The organism is Pseudarthrobacter sp. CC4 (assembly GCF_048957775.1).
Classification (GTDB): Bacteria; Actinomycetota; Actinomycetes; order Actinomycetales; family Micrococcaceae; genus Arthrobacter.
On the sequence record NZ_JARCCZ010000031.1, the window covers coordinates 1 to 23,598 of the forward strand.

Consider the following 23,598-nt stretch of genomic DNA (forward strand, 5'->3'; position numbering starts at 1 on the left):
CGCGAGGGTGTTCTCGTAGCTGGCGATTGCCGGGCCGAACGTAGCCACAATTTTTGCGCGTCTCATATACCTACCCTTGTATCTTTTGCATGAGTTCCGACACGGAAACGCCCGCCCGCGTTACCCCGGGCGGGTGTTTCTGCTTCCCGTAGTTTTGAAGTTCGTTTACAGGAGGCTTGTTCCGATGTCTCTGCCGATTTGTCGGAGCAAAGTGGCGGAGAGGCGAGGGTCTTTGGAGGAGTCCAGATCGGTGTACTCGGCCAGGGTGTAAACCCGGGTGAGGGCCATTTCAGACCATCGGTCCTTGGGAAGCAGTGAGCGGCCGGCTACAGCGATGATGGGGCGGGTGCCTGACCTTCGGGCAACGGCGGCGGGCAGTTTTCCTGCCAGGGTCTGCTCGTCGATGCTGCCTTCGCCGGTGATCACCACGTCGCAGCTGTCCTTGCGGGCGTTGAAGTCCAGCAGGTCCAGGAAGTAGTCGGCTCCGGATACTTGTTTGGCGCCGAGCAGGAGGCAGGCGTAGCCGATGCCGCCGGCGCTTCCGGCGCCTTCGTGTGCGGCCAGTGACTCCGCGTCGGCGGATCCGGCTTCTGCCATTTTGGTTACGAAGTGCCCTAGGCTGTCGTCGAGGAATGCGACGTCCTCCGCGGTGGCACCCTTTTGGGGGGCGAAGACAGCAGGTGCACCGTTGGGGCCGCGGAGGGGGTTGTGAACGTCGCTCGCGACGACGAGTTCGGTGTCCTGCAGTTCCGGGAGGGCGGTGCGGTGAATGGACTGGATCTGATCCAACGCTCCTCCGCTGCCGTAGAGCTGGCGCCCTTCGGAGTCGTGGAAGCTGTAGCCCAGGGCGGTGAGCATTCCCATTCCGCCGTCGGTACTGGCGCTGCCGCCCAGTGCCAGGACGATCCGTGCAGGGTTAAGGCTCAGCGCGAACAGGACGGCTTCGCCGAACCCGCGGCTGGAGGAGTTCAATGCCTCCAGTTTGCCCGCGGGCAGGAGTCCGAGTCCGCAGGTGTTGGCCACCTCGACGACGGCGGTGGTGCCGTCGAAAGCGATGCTGGACTGTACGGGTTGGCCGGTGGGGCCGGCAACGGTGTAGCTGTGGCGAGCGAAGCCGGAGGTGACGGCCGCGTCGACGCTGCCGTCACCTCCGTCCGCCAGGGGGAGCAGTTCGCACTGAACCGCTCCGGCCGTGCCTGGGACGTCAACCGGGGAGCGAAGCCCTGTTGCCAGGGCCTGCGCTACCTCGCTGGCTGTAAGGCTGCCCTTGAACTTGTCGGGGGCGATAAGGATCCGCACGGTCTTGGGGGCAGTAGTTGTGCTCATGTTGGTTAGACAGTCTCCGAGTGGATGGGACGAGAGCCCGCGGGGGCAAGCTCGGCAACCGGGCCCGCGTGCTTGGAAACAGCTTCCCCGGGCCCATGGTGTCCGTACTCAGTGAGATCGTCATCGATGTCGACGACTTCATCCAGATGGACGGGGTCCTCGGAGGGCATGGGCTCCACAGTTTCACCGGCGAAGACCCGGCGGGCACGGTCAGCGTCCAGTGTGCGGTCCCACCAGGCGATGAAGAGGGTGGCCACGGCGTTGCCGGTGAAGTTCACCAGCGCGCGGCACTCGGACATGAACTTGTCGATGCCGAAGATGAGCATGATGCCCGCTGCGGGAATGGTGCCGATGGTGGTCAGGGTGGCGGTGAGGGCGATAAAGCCGCCGCCTGCAACCCCCGCAGCGCCCTTGGAGGTCAGGAGCATGACGGCCAGAAGACCCAGCTGTTCGCCCAGGGTTAGGTCAGTGTTGGTGGCTTGGGCGATGTAGAGGGCAGCCAGGGAGAGGTAGATCGCGGCGCCGTCAAGGTTGAAGCTGTAACCGGTGGGGACAACCAGGCCCACGGTTTCCTTCTTGACGCCGGCGTGCTCGAGCTTGCGCATCAGGCCCGGCAGGGCCGGTTCGGCGGTGGAGGTGCCCAGGATGAGCATGTACTCCTCCTTGAGGTGGCGCATCATCGAGAAGATGTTCAGCTTCAGGAAGAACATGATGGAGCCGAGCACGATCACCACGAAGAGGATGGAGGTGATGTAGAACAGGGCGATCAATCCACCCATGCTGGTAAGGGACGAGACGCCGAACTTGCCCACAGCGTAGGCCATGGCGCCGAAAGCACCGATCGGGGCTGCCTTCATGATGAAGCTGAGGATCTTGAACATGACCCCGGTGAGGCGCTGCACACCGTCCAGGACCGGGGCGCCGACCTTGCCCATGGCGTTCAGGGCGATGCCGAAGATCACGGCGATGAAGATGATCTGCAGGATGTTGCCCTCAGCAAAGGGCGCAACCATGCTTTCCGGAATGACCTTGGTGAGGAACTGCCACCATTCCTGGTTCGCTCCGGCGTCGATCAGCTTCGCGGCGGACTCGGAGGTCTCGATGCTGTCAGCATCTGCATTGACTCCATCGCCCAGCCGGAAGAGGTTGATGGCCACCAGGCCGAAGATCATGGCCAGAATGGTGCCGACCTGAAAATAGGTCAGGGCCTTCAGTCCCGTCATGCCGACCTTCTTGAGGTCAGCGACGCTGGCGATGCCGCCCACGATGGTCAGAAACACGATGGGGCCGATGAGCATCTTCATCGCATCCACGAAGGTGGTGCCGATGGGTTCCATGGCGATCCCGACACTTGGCGCGAGCCAGCCGACGAGAATGCCGATAACGATGGCCGTCAGTACCCAGAAATACAGTTGACGGTACAAAGGGGTTTTGCGGGCCGCCGAAGCTGTCCCGACTGAGCTGATGTGATCCATGATTCCTACCTCGTTGTGGAATGTAGCTGGAAGTTCTTGATGAAGGTGGCATGACGGAGTGGACGGCGGCGGTGTTCTGCCGCCGTCCACTCCGGGCTGGGTACTGACCGCCGGGGTCGTCCCGGCGGTTTTTCTGGCTAGACGGCGGCCAGGGTGTTGGTCAGGGCCTTGACGATGGCTTCAGTGACGTCGTCGGTGTTGGCGTTCCCGCCGACGTCGCGGGTCAGGTGCCCTGAGCCGGTGGCAGCTTCGATGGCGGCTTCGACCCTGCGTGCTTCCTCGTGGAGGCCGAAGTGGTCCAGCATCAGGGCGGCGGAAGCGATGGCGCCGATCGGGTTGCTGATGCCCTGCCCGGCGATGTCCGGGGCGGAGCCGTGGACCGGCTCGAACATGGACGGGAAGCGGCGCTCCGGGTTCAGGTTGGCGCTGGCCGCCAGGCCCAGGCTGCCGGCCAGCGCCGAGCCAAGGTCGGAGAGGATATCAGCGTTCAGGTTGGACGCCACAACGACTGACAGGTCCTCTGGCTTCAGGATGAACTTGGCGCTCATGGCATCTACCAGGACGCTTTCGGTCTGGACGTCCGGGTAGTCCAGGGCCACCCGGTTGAACACTTCGTCCCAGAGGACCATGCCGTACTGCTGGGCGTTGGATTTGGTGACCGAGGAAACCTTCTTCACGGTGCGGGTCCGGGCCAGGTCGAAAGCGAAACGCATGATGCGCTCACAGCCCTTCTCGGTGAACAGCGCGGTCTGCAGGGCGACCTCGTTGCCGGGGCCGCGGCCGCTAAGGTTCCGGCCGCCGAGACCGGCGTATTCGCCCTCGCTGTTCTCGCGGACAACAACCCAGTCGAGCTCAGTGTTGTCGGCCTTGCGCAGCGGGGACTGGACACCGGGGAGGAACTTCACCGGACGAATGTTGGCCCACTGGTCAAAGTTCTGGGTGATGTTCAGGCGCAGGCCCCAGAGGCTAATGTGGTCCGGAACGTTCTCCCAACCCACGGCGCCGAAATAGATCGCATCGAAGTCCTTCAGCGTCTCCAAGCCATCGTCGGCCATCATCGTGCCGGTTTCTGCGTAGTAGCCGCAGCCCCAGGGGAACTCTGTCCAGTCGAAGGCGAACTTGCCATTGGAGTTCTCGGCCAGTGCGTCCAGGACGCGGCGTCCTGCCGATACAACTTCGTTGCCCACGCCGTCGGCGGGGATGGATGCGATGCGGAAATTCTGGGTGGCGCTCATGTGCCTACCTCCTCGTTGAGTATTTAGCAGTGAGCCTGTTAGTGGGGTCACACTGTTCTTCCTCTTCAAGTAGACGGCCTGCTCCTATATGGCGTCCAAGACCAAGATTCGATCCGATAAATAGGATCTGCCTATCGATGCGGTGACAGGCTGGCGGCCGTCTTAGGGTCCGGGGGAGGCGTGGAGTTCTGCCACTGCCAGGAAGGCCCGGGCAGCTGGCGTGAGGTCTTCTTTTCGACTGAGGACCGCAACGTCCAGGTGAGAGACGGGTTCTATCAGCAGGGTTCTAAGTCCTGATTTGTGGGCCAGGGGTGCCCAGGATGAAGGCATGACCGCATGGCCCACACCCGCGAGCACGAGGGGAGGATCGAGGTCCGGTGAGCGACTTCGACGACGATTTCGGTGTCGATTCCGTGGGCCAGCGCGTCATCGACCAGCCAGCGCATCAGAGATCCGCGCTGGCTCGCGATGAGTCGGTGGCCGCCCATATCTTTCCGTTGTATCGACTCCCCGGGGCTGAAGGTGTCTGCGTGCGGGTTGACGATGAGGATCAGGGGCTGGCGTTCCAGCTCAAGAACCTGTACTCCGGGCACCCGGATGGGGCTGGGGGAGCCGGCGAGGCCGATCTCCGTACTGCCGGACCGGACAGAGTCAATAACTTCTTCCGGAGTGAAGGCCGCGCTGACGTTCAGCCGGACAGAAGGGTGCAGCCGGGTAAAGCCGGCGATCATGGACGTCAGCGGCTCAATGCCGGGGGAGGGCATGGAAACGATGTCCAGCCGCCCGCTTCGGACCCCGCGCAAAGCCTGCACCGCCGACTGGGCAGCATCGAGATCGCGCATCACCAGCCTGGCCGGTCCGACGAGTTCCTTTCCCGCTTCACTGAGGACGGCGCGGCGGCCGATGCGGTGGAACAGCGGCACGCCCAGGTCCTTTTCCAAACTCGCAATGGTCTGCGAGAGCGAGGGCTGGGCGATCAGCAAATGCTCTGCCGCGCGGTTGAACCCGTCGTGATCCACGACTGCCAAAAAATACTTCAACTTTCGCGTATCCACGCAACTCCTTACTGGGAATCCCAACCTCGGGTTTTTGCGAGGGGCCTTAAACGCTTCCATACCCGGACGCGGGACATCGGCCTAGATAGCCTACGCCTATCAGGCCGATTGCTTCTGGGTCTTGGACGCATCCCTGATGCAGTGGCTCTAATGGAACGATATGGCAGCCACTTCAGAGCCACAGCCGCCCGAACATTGGTGGGCTCGCCCGCTGGGCATCATCAGGTGTCCGGGATCGGTGTAACGAGAAAAGTACGCGGACACCGCGCCATAGTCTGAAACGAGAAGAATCTGTGCTCCACATCTGGTACGACAGCGAGTTCGGTGGCAGCTGCCAGGTGATTCGGATCCAGAGGAAATGGCCGGTGAACCCGCCGTCCCTCCTGCTGGGGAAACGATACATCGAACACTTTTGGCGATCACTTGTGCATTGACCTTGAGAAAAGGGAAGGGCCCCAGCCGCGGCATGTACATCTCGAATCCCGATGCTGGTCAGTCATGATCTTCCCTTTCTTGGTTTGGACCCACAGCTGGTCGGTTGTTCGGATGACTGTCAATCGATGGTTTCGACGCCCGTGAGGCGCTGCTATTCGACATCGAGCCGGGTCTGGATTCGGGGCTACGGCGTGATCCGCCGTGCCGGCGAGGCGAAGTTCCAGAAGCACTTCACGCTTCCGCTCCAGCAGGGCGTGACAGAGCCCAGAAGGTGCGCGACGGCGGCAACGACCAGCAAAGTGCTGAGCAACACGATGCCGCGCAGATCCCGCCGGATGGCCCGGATCGAGGTAGTCAGGCTTTCCCAGAAGGCTTTCAGGTGCGGCGGTTACCAGGTCGATGTCACGGTGCGTGTGATCACCCAGATGTCTCCATTGGGTTCAAACGAGGGTGCAGCGTCAGTCGCCATGTGGCTCCGGGGCCCCAGATCGTGGCGTCGGTGAGGGTTCGGGCGGTCAGTTCTGGCGCCGCGGGGTCTGCGCCGTGGGTGGCTTCCCTCGTTTCCATCCGGTGGTACCGCATCTCGCCGGCTCGAATGGCCTCAAGCCACTCGGCCTTGGGCTGCACGTACCCCGTCATGTGCGTCAGCGTGTAGTCCTGGGCGAGGATGCTGTCCAGCTGTGCTACATCGCTGGACACCATCGCTTCGCATAGGACGTCGTGGAGCTCCCGCACCTCCGCGGGGATGATGTCGTCGCTCACGCCAGGTTCCGTCGTCGTGCCTGTACGGTGAGTTCGTGGGCGCCGTAGCTGTTGTCGTCGGGGTTGATGGTGACGCCGGGGGCCACGAGCTGGTCGATGCGGTCCAGCACCTCGGGGGCGAGGGTGGTCTCTGCCGCGGGCAGGTAGGACTCGAGCTGTCCCATGGTACGGGGACCGACGATGGCGGAGGTGACGCCGGGGTGGTTGATCACGAACGCGATGGCCAGTTCGATGAGCGTGGCGCCGGCCCATTGGGCCACCTGGGCGAGTTCTTCGACGATGTCGAGCTTGCGCTGGTTGGCGGGTTGGGTCATGTCGAACCGGGAGCTGGGGCGGGCACTGGACGCGGGGCTGGATGCGGAGTCTTTCCGCCAGCGGCCGGAAAGCCAGCCGCCGGCCAGCGGGCTGTAGGTGAGGGTGCCCATCCCGTGGCGCTGAACTGTGGGGAGGATGTCCTCTTCGATGCCGCGGGTCAGGATGGAGTAGGGCGGCTGTTCGGTGACGAACCGTTCCAGGTTGCGGTCCCGGGAGGCCCACTGGGCTTCGACGATTTGGGAGCCGGAGTAAGACGAGGAGCCGATGTAGCGGACCTTGCCCTGGCGGACCAGGTCGGTGAGCGCGCCGAGGGTTTCCTCCACGTCTGTGTCGGGGCTGGGCCGGTGGACCTGGTAGAGGTCGATGTAGTCGGTGTTCAGCCGGCGAAGCGAGTCCTCTACGGCCCGCATGATCCAGCGGCGGGAGCCGCCGCGCCGGTTGGGGTCGTTCTCATCCATGGGCATGAAGAACTTGGTTGCAAGGAAGACGTCGTCGCGGCGTCCGGCCAGCGCCTCGCCAACAATCTCTTCCGATACGCCGCCCGAGTAAACATCGGCGGTGTCGACGAAGTTAATGCCGGCGTCCAGGGCGCGGTGGATGATGCGGGTGGAATCGGCGCGGTCGTGGTTGCCCCACGGGCCGAACATCATTGCGCCAAGGCAGAGGGGGCTGACCTGCACGCCGGTGCGGCCAAGCGGGCGGTATTCCATGATGGTTCCTTCTCTCTGGCGGTTTTAGGCTTCGGGAATGACCATGGCGAACCGCTCCGGGCGGGCCACCTCCGGGTCCGGACCGCTGCGGATGCCGGTGTCCAGCGCGTCGATGGCTTCGAGCTCGGCCGCGGAAAGCTCGAAGTCGAACACGTCAAAGTTCTCGGCGATGCGGGCCGGGTTGGTGGACTTGGGGATGGCGGAGCGGCCCTGCTGCAGGTGCCAGCGGAGCATCACCTGGGCGGGGGTCTTGCCTTGGGCCTGCGCGACGGCGGCAATCGCCGGGTCCCGCATGACGTTCTTCCGGTTTTCGCCCCAGCCGGGGTAGAAGGTGATGCCGCCGATCGGCGACCACGCCTGGGTCAGGATGCCATGTTCCGCGTCCGCCGCCTGGACCTTCCGCTGGGCGAAGTAGGGGTGCAGTTCGATCTGGTTGACGGCGGGAACCAAATCCGTTGCGTCGAGCAGCTGCGCGAGATGGTGCGGCAGAAAGTTGCTGACGCCGATGGCCCGCACGCGCCCGTCCTTGAGCAGGGTTTCCAGCGCCTTATACGCGGCGATGGTCTTCTCGAACCGGTCCGGGGCGGGCTGGTGCAGGATGAACAGGTCCAGCTGCTCCACGCCCAGCTTGCCGGCGGCCTTGTCCCAGGCGTGCAGCGCCTGGTCGTAGCCGTAGTCGCTCACCCAGACCTTGGTCTCGATGAACACGTCGGCCCGGTCCAGGGCTGAACGGCGGATGCCCTCGCCAACCTCCCGCTCATTGCCGTAGGCGGCGGCGGTGTCGATGTGCCGGTAGCCCACCTCGAGCGCGGTCTGGACGGCCGCCGTCGTCTCTTCCGGGGGACTCTGGAAGACGCCCAGGCCGAGCGCCGGCATTGTGATTCCGTTGTTGAGCGTGAGTTCCATAACCATGCCTTTCACGGTATTGGGGTGGACGGGTTTGTGGGAGGGGCGGCCAGTACCCCTTTTCGGGTGAGTACTCACCGGGCGGGCTGGGGCTGTGTGGTGCGTGCCGCCGTCGGCCGTTTCTCCGTCCGGCGTGCGGCGAGGTCGGCGGGCAGGATGAGGGCCGCGGTGACGGCCAGGGCCAGGAGGAGGAGGACGCTGCCGGCGGTGAGGGCGGCGCTGACATGGGCGGCCAGATGTGCGGCGGCGAGTCCGGATGGGGCGGTGGGGGCGGTTGCGGCGGCGGCGACCGCGACGGCGAGTCCCAGGCAGGTGCCGATCTGGTGGAAGGTGTTCAGCAGTCCGGAGGCGGCGCCGGCGTCGGCGGCGGGTGCGCCTGTGATGCCGAAGGATGTCAGGGGTGCGAATGCCAGGCCCTGCCCTGTGCCGATGAGGACCATGGGCACGGCGACGCCGGGAAGGTAGGAGGAGTCGATGCCGGCGCGGCTGAGCCAGGCCATTCCGGCGAGGGTGAGGAGGATCCCGGCCAGGAGCGGGATGGAGCCGGGCATCCGGCGGGTGATGCGTGGGTTGGCCATGGCGACGGCGAAGTTGACGGCGGTCATGGGTAGGAATCCGATGCCGGCCTGGAGCGGGTCGAAGCCGAGGACTTCCTGCATGAACTGGGTGGTGAAGAAGAAGAATCCGATCATCGCGCCCAGGTAGAGGAAGCGGGCCAGGTAGGCGCCGGTGCGGCGGCTGGCGAAGAGCCACAGCGGCATGATGGGCTGGGCGGCCTTGCGTTCGATCAGGACGAAGGCGATGAGGAGTACGACGCCGACACTGACGGTTGAGAGGGTCAGCGGCGAGTCCCAGCCTGCTTCGGCGGCGTTGATGATGCCGAACACCAGGGCCCCGGCGCCGAGGGTGGCGGTGAGTGCTCCGGCGATGTCGAAGCGACCGGTGGCGCGGCCGGTTTCGCGGAGGAACCTGGGGGCCAGGACGATCATGGCAGCCCCGATGGGGACGTTGACGAAGAACCCGGCGCGCCAGGAGATCCAGTGGGCCAGGGCGCCCCCGATCACCAGTCCCAGGCTGGCGCCGATCCCTGCCGTGGCGCCATACAGCGCCACGGCCCGGGTCCGTTCACGGCCTTCGGGGAAGCTGGCCGTCAGCAGGGACAGGGACGCGGGCGCCACGATGGCAGCCCCGACGCCTTGCACGGCCCGGCCGGCAATGGCCCACCCTGCCGATGGGGCCAGGCCGATCAGCAGCGACGCGATCGAGAACACCACCAGTCCGAACACGAACACCCGCCGCCGGCCCAGCAGGTCACCGGCCCGGGCGCCGAGAAGCAGCAGGCCGCCGAAGACCAGGACGTAGGCGTCCTGGACCCACGTGAGCTCAACAGTGGTGAGCCGCAGGTCTTCTTGCAGATTCGGCAGGGCAGTGAAGATCACCGAGTTGTCCAGCAGAATCATGAAGTAGCTGGCCAGGATGATCGCCAGGATCGCCGCCGGGCGGGCAGGCGCCGCCGGGTGGGCGGTGGGTGCGGATGCAGGTTTCATGATTTCCACTCAACCGTGATCTCCTGGCCCCCGGGAGTCACGGCTTGTCAGGGTAACGCCAGTGCCTCCCTCGCCCCGGGGGCGGCGGCGTAGCGTGGATGCCATGACACACAACGACGACGTGCGGAAGTTCCTGACCTCCCGCCGGGCCCGGCTAACGCCCGATGAAGCCGGGCTGCCCGTCTATGGCGGCAATCGGCGGGTCAAGGGCCTGCGCCGCGAGGAAGTCGCGATGCTCGCGGGAATGAGCATCGACTATTACATCCGCCTGGAGCGGGGGAACCTTTCCGGCGCGTCGGACAGCGTCCTGGAGGCGCTTGCCCGCGCTCTGCAGCTGGACGACGCTGAGACCGCTCATCTTTTTGATCTGGCCCGCGCGTCCATGTCTGCGCCGCGGGTGCGCCGCAAGCGGAGCCCGCATACGGTGCGGCCCAGCGTGCAGCGCGTCATTGATGCGATTACCACAGCTCCGGCCTGGGTCCGCAACGACCGCGGCGACATCCTGTCCTCGAACGAGCTCGGCCGGGCGCTGTACCTGGAGATGATGACCGACGGCGGCACCCCGCCCAATAGCGCACGGTTCACCTTCCTGAATCCGAAAGCGCGGGAGTTCTTCGCCGACTGGGAACGCGCCGCGGACGATATTGTTGCCGTGCTGCGGTCCACAGCAGGGAAAAACCCGTACGACAAGGACCTGTCGGACCTGATCGGCGAGCTCTCGACCCGCAGCGAGGAGTTCCGCACCCGCTGGGCCCGGCACGACGTGAAGTACCACCGCACCGGCCGCAAACGCCTGCATCACCCGATCGTGGGGGACCTGGACCTAAGCTTTGAGGCCCTGGAACTCCCCGCGGACCCGGGCCTGCGCATCAACGTGTACACCGCAGAGCCGGCCACCCCTTCCGAGGACGCCCTCAAAGTCCTGGCCAGCTGGGCCGCCACCCAGCGCGAAACCACAGCGGCCCCAGTCAAAGAGAAACAATGAACCACCGGCCCTCCACCGCTCTGGTAATCGGTGCCACCGGAAGCATCAGCCGTTACGCCCACGGCAGCGGCGCTGCGCCAGGGTTGAACGGTCCGTGCGCTTGTGCGGGACCGCGTCCGGGCCGCCCGCTTGCTGCGCTTCTGCCTATTGCCAACAGATGGCACAGAAGCCAGAGGATGTTTCCGTCAGCAGTTAGCACCGACCCGTCCTTGGTCCAGCAGTCCCTTGCGGTGCTGAACCTCGACGTCGCAGCCCTCGAGCAGGGTCCAATCCTCGGCTGGTTGCCAGGGTTTGTAGTTCTCGAGGGCCGCACCGCCGGATGTTACAGGTGTATTCATCGCCTGGATTCCTGGAGGGAGGGGGCAGCGCTGAGCTGCCTCCTCCGCGGGTTAGCCTTTGACGGCGTCCAGCTTGAGCATCTTGGCGATGACACTGTCGAGTTCGGAGTCGTCGAAGATCTTCTTCCAGTCGTCCTTGATAATGGTGTCCTTGCCGTATTGGATGGCGATTTCGCAGGCCTCGGAGAACGGGTTGGAGCCGCGGAGGGCGTTGGTCAAGGCGATCTGGACGTGGCCGAACAGCATGGCCTTGGCGGCTTCCTCGGGCACCCCGGCGGTGTGTACGGTCTCGTGCAGTGCCTCGTTCAGCAGGGTGCCGATCATGCAGGCCACGGTTTCCACCAGGGTTGGTTCCAGGATGGCGAGCTGCTTGACGGTGACCCAGTGGACGTCGATGACGGGGGCGTAGATGACGCGGATGGTTGCCTCGGCAGCTGCTTTGGCCTCCTCGGAGGCGTCGTCGTCGATCGCGGCAACCACGTTCTGCGGGGCGCCTTCGCCGCCGAAGGTGTCGGCCCACTCTTCCTTGGTGGTGCGCTCCAGGAACACGGACGGGTGGCAGGGGTGCGCAACCGCCTGGACGACGTCGTCGCGCTTTGCCAGCAGGCCGGCGTAGGCGGCGGCGGGGTCCAGGGTGAGCAGGATCGCGCCTGCCTTCATCTGCGGGACGACGCCTTCGGAGACGATGCCCAGGACGGTGTCCGGGACAGCGAGGATGACCACGTCGGCCCCCTTGACGGCGTCGTCAGTGGTGCTGATGTCGCGCCCTTCGGCCTTGATGCGTTCCTGCCCGGCGGGGGAGTTCTCGCTGTAGAACACGGTGTGGGCGCTCTTCTGCAGGTTCCGCGAAACGCGCATTCCCATCTTGCCACCGGCTCCGATGACGGCGACGGTCAATTTTTCTGCTGACATTTCATTTGCTCCTTAGGAATTCGATGCTGTGCCGGGTCCACTGGTTTTCGAGGCGGATGGTTTCGGCCTCGGAGTCCTGCCACGGCAGCCAGTGTTCGACGATCTGGTTGATATTTCTTTGGTGGGGCTTGATGGCGCTGACCATGTAGTCGTAGTCGAGCAGGCCCTCGCCGAGCGGGGCCCCGGCATAGGTAAAGCCGACCCAGCCGTCCTTGCGGCTGAACGCGAAATCCTTGATGTGCATGTTCAGGACATGGGGCGCGACGGCGTCAATCACCTCGCGCGGCATTTCCAGCGCCGCGACCGTGTTGGCGGGATCGCTGCAGATGCCCAGGTACGGGCTGTCCACGCCCCGGATCACGTCCAGGATCCGGGAGGTGGGAACCTGCTCGTAGGTCTCCACCGCAATCTTCACCCCTGCAGCCTCGAACGCGGGCATGACCTCCTTGAAGATTCCCACCGCCTCCTTGTTCGTTGGGGTGTGGCCAAGGGTGTTGAACATGGTCCGCAGCAGGGGAGAACCCAGTATCCCGGCGATGTGCAGGAACTTCCGCAGGTGCTCCGGGCGGATGCCCTTGGTGCCGAGCTCCAGGGAGATGCCCAACCGGTCCGCTGTGGCCCGGACTGCTTCCAGTTCGGAATCGGCCATGGCGTCGAGCGGCGCATAATCGCAGACCTGGAAGAGGTCCACGCCCAGGTCCGCTGTGCGCTCCAGCGCGTCGTGGATGCTTAGCGGCTCCGAGACCTTGTCCGAGAGCTGCCAGAAGAATGCGTAGCTGCTCAGGCCAATTCTCGAACCCTGCCCACTGCGTGACGTCATACTGTCACCTCCGCTGCGGCTAGCCGTGCGGCGGTCTCGTCCAGGATGGTCTTCAGCGCCTTGGGATCGTGGGCGAAGCGGCCCAGGAAGAGGCCGGCGACGGCGGAGTCGAGTTTGGTGATCAGGCCCGGGCCGGCGCTGCCGCCGTAGATCACGCGGCTGTTCTCCTGGCCGGGCAGTGCGCGCAGGTGGGCGTCCAGTCCGGTGATGACGGCGCTGATGTACTCCGGCGTCGCGGGTTCCGGGGCGCCGATGGCCCACTGCGGCTCGTAGGCCACGATGGTCCGGCCGGCCGGTCCGAGGGTCCGGGCCCGGTTGATCGCGGCGTCAATCTCCGCGGAGCAGCGTGTGATTGCCTCCTCCACGGTTCCCTGATGCAGCTCACCGGCACACAGGACCGGGGTGAGGCCGTTGCGGTAGGCGGCGGCGGTCTTCAGGCCAATGATCCTGTCATCCTCGCCGAAGATGCGGCGCCGTTCGGCGTGGCCCACTTCGGCGTAGCGGCCGCCGAGTTCAGCCACGGTTTTGCCGCCGACCTCGCCGGTGAAGGCGCCTTCGTCCTCCCAGAAGATATCCTGCGCGCCGGTGGCGGCTCCCGCGGGGCCCAGGATGCGGGCGGCCTCGGGAAGAACCGGAAGGGTGGGCAGTACGAAGAGTTCAACGCCGTCCTTCCGGACTGCCGGGTGTGCGAGGGCGATCGCCGCCACGTCGCGGCAGTAGTCCACCGAGCGCTGGTAGCCGAAGTACATCTTCAGGCTGACGCCGATGATGGCCTTCGGGTTGTTAGCAGGAAGTGACACCTTCGTAGTCCTTAATCAGCGTGACTTTCTCTGCAGACGCGGAGCTTTCGTCGAAGGTGTAGGTGAGCCATTCCTTGGCGAGGCGACGGGCGAGTTCCAGGCCGACCACGCGCTGGCCGAAGGTGAGGACCTGGGCGTTGTTGGAGAGGATGGAGCGTTCTACCGAGAAGCTGTCATGCGCGGTGACGGCGCGGACTCCGAGGACCTTGTTAGCTGCGATGGCCACGCCCAGGCCAGTGCCGCAGACGAGCAGTGCGCGGTCTGCCTTGCCGGCGGCGATGAGCTCGGCGGCGGCGATAGCCACGGACGGGTAGGGGGTGTGGCTGGCGGCGTCCACACCGACGTCGGTCACGGATTCCACCAGTTCGGAGGCTTCCAGGTCAGCTTTTAGGGCTTCCTTATACTCGAAACCGGCGTCGTCGGCTCCAATGACCAGGCGCAGTCTGGCGCTCATGCTTTCTCCTTAGTTGGGGTGTTCTCGGCAAAAGTGTTGTGGATTGCCCGGATGATCAGTGCCATGGAGACGGCGCCGGCGTCCGGGGTGCCCAGGCTCTTCTCGGCGTGCGGACGTGCCCGGCCCATCAGGGGAAGCAAGTTGGCTGTGGCGTCGGCGGCTTCCTGGGCGGTGGCGGCTGCGGTGCCCCAGGCTTCGGTGAGGCTCTTCCCGGCGACCACCTCTGAGGTGAGGGCGTCGCGGAACGGGACCAGGACGTCCACCAGGGTTTTGTCGCCGGGCTTGGCCTTGCCGAACTCCATGATTGCCGCAGCTGCCCCTGCGACCCCGGCGGCGACAGCATCGCCGTCGGGCGCTTTGATGTCACCCACGGCGTCGGCGACGGCCCAGAGCGCGCCGGAGGTGCCGCCTGCTTTGTCGGCCCAGGCGTCACCGGCGAAGTACAGGGTGGTGGCTGCCCCAGCCCCGCGTCCGACGGCGTCCGTTGCGGCTTCGACTGCGGCGCGGACGCCGCGTTCCATGCCAATGCCGTGGTCGCCGTCGCCGGCGATGGCGTCGATCCGGCCCAGCTCGTGGGCGTTGGCGTCCACCACGGTCTTCGCAGCATCCAGCGCGGCGAGGACCCGCGTGGCGGCTGCCCGGGAGTCCGCTGTGGCACCGGGGATGGAAAGTTCGACGTCGGCCTCTTCAACCGCGTCCCTTGCCTCCAGGGCATCGGCGGTGACGGCGCCGCGGCGGAAAGCGGGACCATCGGCGGGGGCGTTCCACAGGGTTTCGAGTTCGTCGTCGAGCCAGAACAGGGTAAGGGAGGTTCCGGCCATGTCGAAGCTGGTAACGAGTTCGCCCACCTGTGGGTCCACCGCTTCCAGCCCGGTCTCGGCCAAGAGTTGGGCAACCCGGCGGTAGACCACAAAGAGCTCTTCGTATTTCACGCTGCCCAGGCCGTTGAGGATGGGAACCACGCGGGATCCCGTTTTGTCCCCGGCAAGGGTGACGCCGTCGGGGATCTCGGTGAGCAGCCTGGACACCAGCAGCTCGGCGAGTCCATCCGCCGTCGGAATGTCTGTCTCGCCGATGCCAGGCTCGCCATGGATGCCCATGCCCACGGCCATGCGGCCCTCCGTGACAGAGAACAGCGGGTGGTCCGCGCCCGGCAGGGTGCAGCCGCTGAAGGCGACGCCGAAGGAGCGGGTGCGGTCGTTGGCGCGCTCGGCGATGTCCACCACGGCGTCCATGGAGTAGCCGGCCTCTGCGGCTGCGGCGGCCACCTTGAAGACGGTCAGGTCGCCGGCGATGCCGCGGCGCTTGGCGCGTTCGGCCAGCGGGGCCGAGGAGACGTCGTCGGTCACGGCGATGCTCCGGCAGTCGATACCTTCCCGGCGGAGGCGTTCCTGGGCCTGTGTGAAGTGCAGGACGTCGCCGGCGTAGTTGCCGTAGCCCAGCAGCACGCCTGCGCCGTTGTCCGCTGCCTTGGCCACGTTGTAGACCTGCTGCGCGGACGGGGAGGCGAAGAGGTTGCCCATCGCGGCGCCGTGCGCGAGGCCCTGTCCCACCAGCCCTGCGAAGGCAGGGTAGTGGCCTGAGCCGCCGCCGATCACCAGGGCCACCGTGTCCGGGGTGCTCTTGGTGTTGCGGACCACGCCGCCGGAGACGCGCTTGACCCAGCGGCCGTGGGAGGCGACGAAGCCTTCGATCATTTCGTCAGCGAAGGCTGCGGGTTCGTTGAACAGGCGGGTCATGGGAAAGCTCCTGGGACTGACGTGGTGGGAGGTCGTTCGGTGGTGCAGTTTGGGGCGGTGGCGCCCCCGGGTGAGGGGGACGCCACCGGGTTTTGTGTGGCGCGGTATTTACGGCTCTGCGTGCTGTCCGGCTCCGGCCGGGTCCAGCGCCTCGGCCTGGCCGCCTTCGCTGACCTTGCCGGCGCGGCTGAGGGTCACCATGAGGATGCAGGAGAGGAACATGAAGCCGCCGACGACGAACATGGGAACCGTGTAGCTGCCCGTCAGGTCCTTGAGCCAGCCGGTGATGTAGCCGGCGCTGAAGCCTGCCAGGTTGCCCACCGTGTTGATGAGAGCGATGCCCGCTGCTGCCGCGGCGCCGGTGAGGAACTGCGTGGGCACCGTCCAGAAGTTGGGCAGCGCCGCGAAGATGGACATGGCGGTGATGGTGATGACGGCGATGGTGGCTGCCGGGGAACCGGCGAACAGGGCCAGCGGGATGCTGATCGCGCCGGTCAGGGCGGGAAGCGCGATGTGCCAGGTCCTGACGCCGCGCTTGGTGGCATCCTTGGACCAGAAGTACAGGGCGAAAGCCGCGGGCAGGTATGGGATTGCCGTGATCAGGCCCTTCTGGAACACGTCGAACTTGGTGCCGTAGATGCCTTCGAAGCCGGCGATGATGGTGGGCAGGAAGAACCCGAGTGCGTACAGGCCGTAGATGAAGCCGAAGTAGATGAGCGAGAGCATCCAGACGCGGCCGTTGCCGAAGACGGTGCGGACGCTGACATGCTTGTTGCTGGCGGCGGTTTCCTGCTTTTCCTTTTCCAGGGCGCCGGTCAGCCAGGTCTTCTCCTCCTGCGTCAGCCAGGTGGCAGTCGCGGGGGAGTCGGCCAGGTAGAACCAGGCGATGACGCCGACGATGATGGCGGGGAGGGCAACGCCGAAGAACATGACGCGCCAGCCTTCAAGGCCGAAGAGGCCGTGCTGCTGGATGAGGAGGCCGGCCAGCGGTGCACCGATCACGGTGGTCAGGGGCTGGGCCAGGTAGAAGAGGGCCAGGATCTTGCTGCGGTGCCGGGATGGGACCCAGAGGCTGAGGAAGAGGATGGCGCCCGGGAAGAAGCCAGCCTCGGCCACACCCAAAATGAAGCGCAGGATGTAGAGCTGCTCCACGTTGCCCACCCAGGTGAACAGCAGGGACACGATGCCCCAGCTGACCATGATGCGGGCGAGCCAGCGGCGGGCGCCGAACTTGTGCAGGGCCAGGTTGCTGGGGACCTCCAGCAGGATGTAGCCGATGAAGAACACGCCTGACGCGAAGCCGAACTGTGCGGCGGAGAGCGCTAGGTCCGTGTTCATGCCGTTGGGGCCGGCGAACGAGATGGCGGTGCGGTCCAGGTAGTTGATGAAGAACATCAGGGCGACGAACGGGACAAGCCGGATCGCCACTTTCCTGATTGCTGATTTTTCGACCACCGATTGGATGGTGTCCACGTTGACTCCTAGATGTTGTTATTCCGGCAGCGTCCGTCACTGGAGGCTTGGGCTGTTTCAACGCCGGAAACGCAGGGGGATCGGGCCGGCGGCTAAAGCATGTGTGACTTCAACGATAAGAGCGTAACCAAAATTGGTCAACCGGTTGATGTGTTCCCTTTCTTGAGTGTGAAGATTGGCGTCCCGTGGAGGCCCTGTTGTTACGCTTGGGATGTGTCCATAAACTCTGCCGAGTCGTCGGCCAAGATCAGTGCAGCGCTCGGTTCCGTGGGCCAAGGCTCCGTTGTCTCTGAAGTCGCAGAGCGCCTCCTGGCTTATTTCACCAGTGGTGATATCGCCGTCGGGACGCGCCTCCCGGCGGAGCGCCAGTTGGCCGCGTCCCTGGGTGTTGGCCGGTCCGCGGTGCGTGAGGCGCTTGCCGCCCTGGAGATCCTGGGGATTGTGATTGTGCGCCCCGGGTCCGGCACCTACCTTCGCGATGGCATCTCCGAACTCCTGCCGCGCACGTTGAGCTGGGGCCTGATGCTGGGTGCGCCGCGCACCCGTGAGCTCGTGGAATTGCGCAGTGGCCTGGAAGTCCAGGCCGCGCAGCTCGCCGCAGACCGGATCACCGATGAGGCCCTTGAGCGCATGCGGGGCAACCTGGCCACCATGGCCGAGACGCTCAATGACCTGGCGGTCTTTGTGGAAGCCGATGCCGCATTCCACCGCGAAATCGCCGAAAGCTCCGGAAACCAGGTTCTCAAGGAGTTACTTCAAAGCATTCGCTCCCTGCTGCGGATCTGGGTGGACCGCGCGCTGACTGACGAAGGGCATGCGGCGGCCGCGCTCAAGGAACACGCCGAAATATTCACCGCTCTTGAGGCGCGTGATTCTGAGGCGGTCACCAAGACCATGCGCTCGCACATGCAGACCGCGTCCCGGCGGCTGCTCGCCGGCTTTGACGCCTCGCAGTAGCTTTTCGAGGAGGCTCCTGCTGGTCCGACTGCCGACCGGCCATTGGTCAACCGGTTGACTTGTTGTGGGGGTAATTCCATAATCGGATAGGGCCTGCCTCACAGGTCCTCTATGAATTTGCCTTAGCGACGCCGGGCATCCGGGCCATGGCAGCCCCGGACAAGGCAGAGAGCAGTGATGTGTCTTCCCAGCCCCTGACCGGTCAGCCGCAACAGTCAACTTCCGTCCAGGCCCGCGTTGCACCCCCAGTCCGGGTTCTCTCCGCAGGTCCGTGGACCGCCCGGCTTGTGGGCGACGAACTCGCACACATCAGCTATGCGGGCCGGGAGGTCCTGCGAGCTGTCAAGGCGGTAGTTCGGGACCACGATTGGCGGACTCCGAAACCCTCGATTCGAGACGTCGAAGTCAAACGGGACGACGACGGCCTGCGGGCGCGCTGGACCGTAGCGTTCGCCGGCCACGGCGTGGAGTACGACGGCGTACTGACGGCCGAATTCACTCCCGCGACCGTGGAAATTTCCTTTGAAGGTGCTGCTGCGCATGCCTTCCGCAGCAACCGGATCGGCTTAGTGGTACTCCACCCTCCGGCTGAGGCCGGCCGGGAAATCACAGTGGAACACTGCGACGGCGGCACTACATCCGCGCAGTTTCCTCGCGACATCAGCCCGCACCAGCCCTTTACGGACATCGCAGCCCTTGAGTGGGCCGACGCTGGTACTGCCCTCCGTCTTTCGTTCACCGGTGACGTCTTTGAGACGGAGGACCAGCGGAACTGGACGGACGCGTCCTTCAAGACGTACGGCACGCCGCTGTCGCTGCCCTTTCCGGTGGACGTGGCTGCCGGGGACACTGTTCGGCAGTCCGTCCTCCTCGAGGCCGCCGCGCTGGAGCCACAGGAGGCTGTGGAACTCGCTGCTGTCGCTGCCCACGGCGACACTTTCATTGTGTCCACGGTGGTTTCGGCGCGGATTGGCGCTGATGCCGATGCCGGCCGGGTTCCCGCCTTGGCTGTGGGGGCCGGGTCGCAGCCAGGGGTGCTCCCTGCGATCCCCGGGCTCGACGCCCTTGTGGTTGAACTTGTCGAAGAACAGGACGGCGGTGCCGACCGATCACACTGGGCAGCCCAGCTGGCGGCCGCGGCGACCGCCGCCTCCATCCATAGAGCCGGGCTGGACATCCGGGCAGTGACCGCGGACCCGGTAGCCGCCGTCGCAGACTTCGCGCCCTATCTGCCGCAAGCCAAGAGGCTCGCGGTGTTCCATCCTGCCAGCCACATCACTGAGCCGGACACCTGGCCGGAACTCAAGGAATCGGCGCGTGACGCAGGGTTCGGCGGAAGCCTCCTGGCCGGAACCCGGGCGCACTTCACGGAACTGAACCGCGAGATCGGCCGCACGCCGTCGGATTCTGACGCCCTGACGTTCAGCATCACGCCGCAGATGCACAGTACCGAGGCTGCACACGTCATCGACAGCGTGCCCATGCAGCGGCTCGTGGCCCGGAACGCGCTGCGCCTGGGCGGCGGACGACCCGTCCACGTTGGTCCGGTTACGCTGCTGCCGCGGTTCAACGCCGTAGCCACGTCCGGTGCCGACACCGGGGCCGAAGCTGACGAACTCCAAGGCGAGCCGTTCACCGCGGCGTGGACGCTGGCGAGTATCAATGCGCTGACCATGGACGGGGTGGCGTCCGTCAGTTACTTTGAGGCGTCCGGCCCGCGGGGCTTTTGTGACGCCGATGGCCGGCTGAACCCCGCCGGTGAACTGCTCAGGGAGCTCGCCGGGCTCCGGGACTCCGTGGTCATGTCGGTCGACGCCGAGCTGGGGCCGGTGACGCTCTATCCGGTGCTGGCGGCGGCTGGCGTTGTCATTTTCGCAGGCAATCTCTCCGGCTCGGCCATTGCTGTGGATGTCCGGCTTCCGGACGGCGTGGGCGCTGGCCGCGCCACGTGGGCCGCTTTCGGGCAGGCGACCTCCGCTGCCATCGGCTTCAATGCCAACAGCGACGGCGACCCCGCGGGCGGGCGGCTGACGCTCGGGCCTTGGTCCGCCGGCGTCGTCCGTTTCCCGGACACCAAGTTTCCGGCACCGACTGAACCACCCCATCTCGTTTTGCTGCCGCCTTCAGCCGGCGGCGCCACCTATGTGAAAGGAGACCCCAATGGGTCTGCGTCTTGAAGGAAAAACTGCCCTCGTCACGGGGGCCGGCTCGGGGATAGGCCTGGCCGTTGCCCAGCGATTCGTCGCCGAAGGAGCCACTGTCTACTTCGCCGACATCAACGTGGAAGCCGTCGAGAAAGCCGCCGCCGCTACAGGGGCTTCGGGGGCCCACGCCCTCCGGATGGACATTTCAGACGAAGGGAGTGTGGTTGCTGCCTACGCTGAGGTTGCAGCGGCCGGCCAGCTCGACGTGGTGGTGGCGAACGCCGGAGTCCAGCTGTTCGGCCAGGACGCTAAAGTAGGCGACCTGGACCTGGCCGTTTGGGAGAAGACGGTTACCATCAACCAGCGCGGAGCCTTTCTGACACTCAAACACGCCGTCCGGGCCATGGAAGGAAGCGGCGGGTCCATCATCTGCACGGGCAGCCCCACCGCCGTGGTGGCCTGCGGCCAGACCTTCACCGCCTACACGAGCTCCAAGGCGGGCGTCCATGGCCTCGCTCGAGTTGTGGCCGCCGACTACGCGCACGCCGGCATCCGCGTCAACATCGTGGTCCCGGGTTACACCGAAACACCCCTGGTCCAGGCCATCGCCGACGACCCTGTCAGTCGCGCTGGCCTGGTGAATTCCACCATGCTGGGCCGTCCGGGGACGGCTGCCGACGTGGAGGGCATCATGGTCTTCCTCGCCAGCGACGACTCGGTTTACGCAACCGGCGGGATCTTCACGGTGGACGGCGGCCTGACGGCGCTGTAGGGCGGCGCCCACGGGCCGCGCTGACCGTGCGGCCCGGCTAGAACTTTTCCGTGGTGATGGCCTCCAGGAACGCAGCCACCTCGGCGGGCATGTCCACAGAGTCGTTGTCCAGCAGCCACTGCACCTGCAGCCCGTCCATCAGGGCGATGAGCTGCCGCGTGGCTGCAAGGGGAGCGATGCCGGGGCGGAGCCTGCCAAGCCTTGCGACTTCCGCAAAGGCCCCGGAGATGGTGTCCCGGACCCAGGTATAGCGGCGCAAGAAGTATTCGTGGGCTGGATGCTCCGGGTCAGTTGCTTCCGCCGAGAGTATGCAGTACAGGGACACCAGGCCCGGGATAGTGGTGTTGTAGCGCGTCAGCTCAACCAGCCCCCGCAACAGGTCCATGCCCTTGGCGTCGGCGGTGCCAAGCCGGTCCACGGACTCCTCATCACGAAGGGTCAGCACCGCTTCCAGCAGCGCTTCCTTGCTTGGGAAGTGGTGCAGGAGCCCAGCCTGGGTCAGGCCCACTTTGTCAGCCACATCCTTCAATGACCCCGCCCGGTAGCCTGACGCCGCGAAAACCTCGAACGCGGCCGTCAGGATCTCCTTCCGGCGGGCCTCAGTCTTGGCATAGCTGCCCCGCGGCCGGCCCCTGCGGGGAGCATCGGCAACCGCCACGGCAGGAGAATCAGTCATCACAAAACCCTATCAAGCGAGCCGCCGGACAAGTGGCGCGGGCGGGTCGGCCACTGTGTGGGGCGTCACATTTCGTATCGATTCAAGATTCCAGAATGAAAACCTAGTAGGCACTAGGTTTTCATGTTACGGTCTTTCCCAATGGCCGTCCATGGTGGACGCCACTGACCGTGAAAGGGACCAAAGATGTTCCGATCGAAGCGAATGGCCGCAATTGTTGCCGCCGTTGCCCTGAGCCTCGCAGGCTGCTCCGCGGGCGGAGATGCCTCCGGAGAACAGTCCTCCGAAACCCTCACCCTTGGCGCCCTGCTGGCGCCGAAGACCTTTGCCGCCGACCAGTCCGAGTTCGCCAACCTCTCGCCGTTCTACCAGGCCGTATACGACACCCTCATCCGCATGGAGCCGGACGGAACGCTTGTCCCGATGCTTGCCACGGAGTGGAACTACAACGAGGACAAGACCGTCCTTACCCTGAAGCTGCGCGATGACGTGAAGTTCACTGACGGCACAGCTTTCAACGCCGACGCCGCCAAGCAGAACCTCGAGCGATTCAAGGCCGGCACCTCCCCGGACGCGCAGTTCCTCGCCGCCCTGCAGACCGCTAAGGCCGTGGACGCCACCACACTGGAATTGACCCTCTCCGCTCCGGACCCGGCCTTCCTGAACTACCTGTCCAAGGACGCATCGTTCATGCAGAGCCCGGCTTCCTTCGGCAACGCGGACATCGCCACCAATCCTGTCGGCTCCGGGCCCTACATCCTGGATACCGCCGCAACGGTCACGGGCACCTCCTACACCTACAAGAGCAACCCGGATTATTGGGCCAAAGACCTCCGTCACTATGACAATCTGGTCCTGAACGTCTACAGCGACCAGACCTCGCTGCTGAATGCCATCAAATCCGGCACCCTGAACGCCGCCAATACCATCGACAACAACACGTTGTCGGAAATCGAAGCAGCCGGCTACAAGGTCAACCCCCTCGAGCTGAACTGGTCCGGCCTGCTCATCTTCGACCGCGCCGGCACCACCAACCCGGCACTGAAGGACGTCCGCGTCCGCCAGGCACTCAACTACGCCTTCGACTCCAAGGCCATGCTGGAATCCATTGGCCAGGGCTACGGTGAGCTGACCACCCAGGTGTTCCCGCCGTCGTCGGACGCCTATGACAAGTCCCTTGACTCCCGCTACACCTACAACCCCGCCAAAGCCAAGGCCCTGCTGGCCGAAGCCGGTTACGCCAGCGGGCTCACCCTGGAACTGCCGTCCTCCACCCTGCTGGGCAACACCATCCCGGCGCTGATCACCCAGCAGCTCAAGGACGTGGGCATTGACGTAAAGTTCACGGACGTCGGAAACAACTTCATCGCCGACCTCCTGGCCCCGAAGTTCGGCGTCAGCTACATGATCCTTGAACAGCAGTCAGACTGGCAGCTGATCAACATGAAGCTCACCCCCAACGCCCCCTGGAACCCGTACAAGTACGAGGACCCCAAGGTCGACGAACTGGTCAACAAGATTCACATGGGTTCCGCTGAAGAGCAGAAGTCCGCTGCCAAGGAACTGAACAAGTACATCGTGGAACAGGCCTGGTTTGCCCCGTGGTACCGCCCCCAGTCCAGCTTCGTGACCGACGCAAAAACCAACGTCGAGGTCCAGACGGGCAACGCCTACCCGTTCCTCTGGTCCTTCACCCCCGCCTCCTAGCGGACCGGCTGCCGGACGGGCCCCTCGCCCGGCCCGGCAGCCTCAGGAACCTTCC

20 protein-coding genes and 1 pseudogene are annotated in these 23,598 nt (G+C 65.2%); 5 read left to right on the plus strand and 16 right to left on the minus strand.

Going from position 1 to position 23,598, the window contains the following annotated elements:
* Nucleotides 1–165: 165 nt before the first annotated feature.
* The 8 genes and pseudogenes from PV768_RS18815 to PV768_RS18850 all read right to left on the minus strand — a co-directional run bounded on the left by PV768_RS18815 (nucleotide 166) and on the right by PV768_RS18850 (nucleotide 9,766).
* On the minus strand, nucleotides 166–1,326 hold the full coding sequence (locus PV768_RS18815) for a glycerate kinase (RefSeq protein ID WP_421093852.1): 1,161 nt from the start codon (nucleotides 1,324–1,326) through the stop codon (nucleotides 166–168).
* A 5-nt stretch (nucleotides 1,327–1,331) separates the two neighbouring features.
* Nucleotides 1,332–2,801, minus strand: a complete 1,470-nt coding sequence (gene dctA, locus PV768_RS18820) for a C4-dicarboxylate transporter DctA (RefSeq protein ID WP_421093853.1) — start codon at nucleotides 2,799–2,801, stop codon at nucleotides 1,332–1,334.
* 137 nt (nucleotides 2,802–2,938) lie between these two features.
* Nucleotides 2,939–4,036: a tartrate dehydrogenase gene (locus PV768_RS18825; protein ID WP_421093854.1), complete on the minus strand. Its 1,098-nt coding sequence runs from the start codon at nucleotides 4,034–4,036 to the stop codon at nucleotides 2,939–2,941.
* A 162-nt stretch (nucleotides 4,037–4,198) separates the two neighbouring features.
* A pseudogene (locus PV768_RS18830) lies at nucleotides 4,199–5,151 on the minus strand (LysR family transcriptional regulator).
* A gap of 792 nt (nucleotides 5,152–5,943) precedes the next feature.
* The gene (locus PV768_RS18835; RefSeq protein WP_421093855.1) at nucleotides 5,944–6,288 is read right to left on the minus strand and encodes a nuclear transport factor 2 family protein; all 345 of its coding nucleotides are present in this window, start codon (nucleotides 6,286–6,288) and stop codon (nucleotides 5,944–5,946) included.
* Complete coding sequence (locus PV768_RS18840) at nucleotides 6,285–7,313, minus strand: aldo/keto reductase (protein ID WP_421093856.1); 1,029 nt, start codon at nucleotides 7,311–7,313, stop codon at nucleotides 6,285–6,287. The genes PV768_RS18835 and PV768_RS18840 overlap by 4 nt, the downstream gene beginning before the upstream one ends.
* A gap of 24 nt (nucleotides 7,314–7,337) precedes the next feature.
* On the minus strand, nucleotides 7,338–8,219 hold the full coding sequence (locus PV768_RS18845; protein WP_421093888.1) for an aldo/keto reductase: 882 nt from the start codon (nucleotides 8,217–8,219) through the stop codon (nucleotides 7,338–7,340).
* Between the two features lie 74 nt (nucleotides 8,220–8,293).
* Complete coding sequence (locus PV768_RS18850) at nucleotides 8,294–9,766, minus strand: MFS transporter (RefSeq protein WP_421093857.1); 1,473 nt, start codon at nucleotides 9,764–9,766, stop codon at nucleotides 8,294–8,296.
* Between the two features lie 103 nt (nucleotides 9,767–9,869).
* On the opposite strand from PV768_RS18850, the gene PV768_RS18855 reads away from it, so the two are divergent.
* Nucleotides 9,870–10,751 carry a helix-turn-helix transcriptional regulator gene (locus PV768_RS18855; protein WP_421093858.1) on the plus strand — a complete coding sequence of 294 codons (882 nt, stop codon included), beginning with the start codon at nucleotides 9,870–9,872 and terminating at the stop codon, nucleotides 10,749–10,751.
* 185 nt (nucleotides 10,752–10,936) lie between these two features.
* Here the strand turns inward: PV768_RS18855 and PV768_RS18860 are convergent, their stop codons facing one another.
* From PV768_RS18860 to PV768_RS18890, 7 genes are all read right to left on the minus strand, one after another.
* Complete coding sequence (locus PV768_RS18860) at nucleotides 10,937–11,089, minus strand: hypothetical protein (RefSeq protein ID WP_421093859.1); 153 nt, start codon at nucleotides 11,087–11,089, stop codon at nucleotides 10,937–10,939.
* A gap of 51 nt (nucleotides 11,090–11,140) precedes the next feature.
* A complete protein-coding gene (locus PV768_RS18865; protein WP_421093860.1) occupies nucleotides 11,141–12,001 on the minus strand; it encodes a phosphogluconate dehydrogenase C-terminal domain-containing protein in 861 nt (286 codons plus the stop codon).
* A 1-nt stretch (nucleotide 12,002) separates the two neighbouring features.
* Nucleotides 12,003–12,821 carry a sugar phosphate isomerase/epimerase family protein gene (locus tag PV768_RS18870; protein WP_421093861.1) on the minus strand — a complete coding sequence of 273 codons (819 nt, stop codon included), beginning with the start codon at nucleotides 12,819–12,821 and terminating at the stop codon, nucleotides 12,003–12,005.
* Nucleotides 12,818–13,621, minus strand: coding sequence for a triose-phosphate isomerase family protein (locus tag PV768_RS18875; protein ID WP_421093862.1), 804 nt, complete (start codon nucleotides 13,619–13,621; stop codon nucleotides 12,818–12,820). Before PV768_RS18875 ends, PV768_RS18870 begins: the two co-directional genes overlap by 4 nt.
* Complete coding sequence (locus PV768_RS18880; protein WP_421093863.1) at nucleotides 13,605–14,075, minus strand: ribose-5-phosphate isomerase; 471 nt, start codon at nucleotides 14,073–14,075, stop codon at nucleotides 13,605–13,607. Before PV768_RS18880 ends, PV768_RS18875 begins: the two co-directional genes overlap by 17 nt.
* Nucleotides 14,072–15,814, minus strand: a complete 1,743-nt coding sequence (locus PV768_RS18885; RefSeq protein ID WP_421093864.1) for a dihydroxyacetone kinase family protein — start codon at nucleotides 15,812–15,814, stop codon at nucleotides 14,072–14,074. The genes PV768_RS18880 and PV768_RS18885 overlap by 4 nt, the downstream gene beginning before the upstream one ends.
* 108 nt (nucleotides 15,815–15,922) lie before the next feature.
* Nucleotides 15,923–17,287: an MFS transporter gene (locus PV768_RS18890; RefSeq protein ID WP_421093865.1), complete on the minus strand. Its 1,365-nt coding sequence runs from the start codon at nucleotides 17,285–17,287 to the stop codon at nucleotides 15,923–15,925.
* 213 nt (nucleotides 17,288–17,500) lie between these two features.
* On the opposite strand from PV768_RS18890, the gene PV768_RS18895 reads away from it, so the two are divergent.
* The 3 genes from PV768_RS18895 (at nucleotide 17,501) to PV768_RS18905 (ending at nucleotide 21,160) form a co-directional block, all read left to right on the plus strand.
* Entirely contained in the window at nucleotides 17,501–18,244 is a 744-nt protein-coding gene (locus PV768_RS18895; protein ID WP_421093866.1) for a FadR/GntR family transcriptional regulator, read from the plus strand.
* A gap of 146 nt (nucleotides 18,245–18,390) precedes the next feature.
* Nucleotides 18,391–20,421: a hypothetical protein gene (locus PV768_RS18900; protein ID WP_421093867.1), complete on the plus strand. Its 2,031-nt coding sequence runs from the start codon at nucleotides 18,391–18,393 to the stop codon at nucleotides 20,419–20,421.
* A complete protein-coding gene (locus PV768_RS18905) occupies nucleotides 20,405–21,160 on the plus strand; it encodes an SDR family NAD(P)-dependent oxidoreductase (protein WP_421093868.1) in 756 nt (251 codons plus the stop codon). The genes PV768_RS18900 and PV768_RS18905 overlap by 17 nt, the downstream gene beginning before the upstream one ends.
* A 37-nt stretch (nucleotides 21,161–21,197) precedes the next feature.
* On the opposite strand, the gene PV768_RS18910 is transcribed toward PV768_RS18905, so the two are convergent.
* Nucleotides 21,198–21,836, minus strand: a complete 639-nt coding sequence (locus PV768_RS18910) for a TetR/AcrR family transcriptional regulator (RefSeq protein WP_421093869.1) — start codon at nucleotides 21,834–21,836, stop codon at nucleotides 21,198–21,200.
* 186 nt (nucleotides 21,837–22,022) lie between these two features.
* Between PV768_RS18910 and PV768_RS18915 the strand changes: the two genes are divergently transcribed.
* A complete protein-coding gene (locus tag PV768_RS18915) occupies nucleotides 22,023–23,543 on the plus strand; it encodes an ABC transporter substrate-binding protein (protein ID WP_400575627.1) in 1,521 nt (506 codons plus the stop codon).
* Nucleotides 23,544–23,598: the final 55 nt, after the last annotated feature.